The 2,388-nt window shown below is 53.0% G+C and carries 3 protein-coding genes; all 3 read right to left on the bottom strand.

Going from position 1 to position 2,388, the window contains the following annotated elements; genetic code table 11:
- On the bottom strand, positions 1-525 hold a 525-nt coding region (locus IJT02_00110; protein ID MBQ7543330.1), incomplete at its 3' end, for an N-acetyltransferase.
- Positions 526-588: 63 nt separating this feature from the next.
- Complete coding sequence (locus IJT02_00115) at positions 589-1,041, bottom strand: hypothetical protein (GenBank protein ID MBQ7543331.1); 453 nt, start codon at positions 1,039-1,041, stop codon at positions 589-591.
- On the bottom strand, positions 1,041-2,388 hold a 1,348-nt coding region (gene glpK, locus IJT02_00120; protein ID MBQ7543332.1), incomplete at its 5' end, for a glycerol kinase GlpK. The genes IJT02_00115 and glpK, both read right to left, overlap by 1 nt.

A 2,388-nucleotide genomic window follows, 5' to 3' on the forward strand; every position in this document is an offset into this window, starting at 1 on the left:
AGAATACCCGCCCCTTACGCCGTCAAGATAACCCGTGATGAGTTCCTTGCACAGAAAGAATGACGCATCTTCACCTTCAGGCAGACCGTGATAGCGTATCCCGTAATTGCTGGCGTAAGTGAATCCGCTCTTGCCGTAAAACGCGATATTCCCCTCGAAACATACTGCACCGCACCCTAACTCTGCAGCCTTCTCCAGCGAATAGTCCAGCAGAATTTTTCCGTAGCCTCTGCGTTTGAGGTCATTGCGTATACATATCGGCCCCATCGCCATTACTGGAATGCTCCTGCCGTCATCAGCCTTAATTTCCGCACGCATGAACATATTCTGGCCTATAAGCTCGCCGTTCATCTCCATCACAAAATCGAGTTCGCGGACAAATGCCGGGTCATTCCTGAGCTGATGCAGTACGTAATGTTCAAGACATCCCGGACGATAAACATTCCAGAAAGAATCTCTCACTAAATTTTCGACTTCACGCTGTTCTTCTTCCCGCTCCAAACGGATAACGTAATCATTCATCATCTCTATACACAAAATCTCCCCCTGCTTGTCTGGAACAGAGGGAGAATTTTTGCTCAATGCCTGCTACTTCTTCAGGCTGTCTATTATGGCCTTAGCCTCTGCCTCTGCACTCTCGCCGTCGAGCCAGAACACAACAAGTATGTATTCTTTCTCGTCCTCAAGAATGTAGTTGAGGGTGCTGTACTCCTTGCCCTCGCTCTCATCCGTCGAACGGTACACAGCAGCCTTCACGCCGTTAATCTCTTCACGAGTGAGATTTTTAGGTGCAGCGAAAGAATCCAAGAACTCCTCAAACGATTCATTCTTCGGGAACTCGTACACGTCAAAGTCCATCAGAGTTTCGTCGCTCTTGTAGTAAGCCGTCTGGCCTTCTTCCTTGTCAGCGTCAGTAACTTCACCGTTCACGAAGCTGTCGGGTGCTGTAACTGTGAGCGACCCTAACGAAATATCACGTGCACACGCCGCACCGGCAAACAGCATCACGGCCAAGAGTGCCGCAAAAATTCTTCTTGCCATTAGTCAGTCCAGCCTCTAGATTTCTCTATTGCTTTCTTCCAGCCAGCATAGGCCGCTTCACGCTCATCTGCTCCCAGTTCAGGAGAGAACTTGTGATCCTGTGCCCAGTTCGCGCGGATGTCTCCCTCGTCCTTCCAGAAGCCAGTAGCCAGTCCCGCAGCATATGCCGCACCGAGTGCCGTCGTCTCGTTCACCACAGGACGCACAACATCAGCTCCGAGAACGTCAGCCTGCAGCTGCATGAGCAAATTGTTCACGACAGCTCCGCCGTCAACTTTGAGGGCAGCTAACTTCTTGCCGGAGTCCTTCTCCATTGCCTCGATAACGTCGCGGGTCTGGTAGCACAGGCTTTCCAATGTCGCGCGGATAATGTGCTCTTTGCGGACGTAGCGGGTGAGTCCGACGATTGCGCCTCTTGCTGTCATGTCCCAGTAAGGCGCGAAGAGTCCGGAGAACGCGGGCACGAAGTAGATTCCTGCGGAGTCCTTGACCTTTCCGGCGTAGTACTCGGTAACTGGAGCATCATCTACCATCTTGAGGTTGTCCCTCAGCCACTGGATAGCTGCTCCTGCAATCGCGATCGATCCCTCGAGGGCGTAATAGCACTTGCCGGGTTCGCGTGAGTAGAATGCTGTAGTAAGCAAGCCGTTCTTTGAGGGAATGGGCTTATCGCCGATGTTCATCAGCATGAAGCAGCCTGTACCGTAGGTGTTCTTGGCCTCGCCTTCACTCAAGCACGCCTGACCGAATAACGCTGCCTGCTGGTCGCCTAAGTCTCCAGCTACAGGGATTGCTCCTCCGAACGGGCCGTCCTTTGCTGTCATTCCGTAGACTGCGCTCGAGGGCATAATCTTAGGCAGCATTGACGCAGGAACTTGAAGCTCCTTCATCATCTCTTCGTCCCACTGGCACGTCGCAATGTTCATCAGCAGGGTACGTGATGCGTTGGACACGTCGGTAACATGAACGCCTCCGTTGACTCCGCCGGTCAAGTTCCAGATTAAACACGTGTCAGTGTTTCCGAAGAGCAGCTCGCCTTTCTCTGCCTTCGCTCGTGCGCCCGGTACGTTGTCGATAATCCAGCGAATCTTTGTGCCTGAGAAATAGGGGTTAATCAGAAGGCCGGTGATGTCCTTGACTTTGCCCTCGCCCTTCTCGTTCTGTCCCCAGCCGGGCTTCTTGAGCCACTCCGCACAGAAATCCTTAGTCCTTGTGCACTGCCAGACTATTGCGTTGTAGATGGGCTTGCCTGTTGCTTTGTCCCACACTACGGTAGTCTCGCGCTGGTTCGTGATGCCCACTGCGGCTATGTCGTCTGCTGAGGCGTTGACTGCGGCGAGTGCTCCT

This window comes from Synergistaceae bacterium (assembly GCA_017450125.1).
Taxonomy (GTDB): domain Bacteria; phylum Synergistota; class Synergistia; order Synergistales; family Aminobacteriaceae; genus JAFUXM01.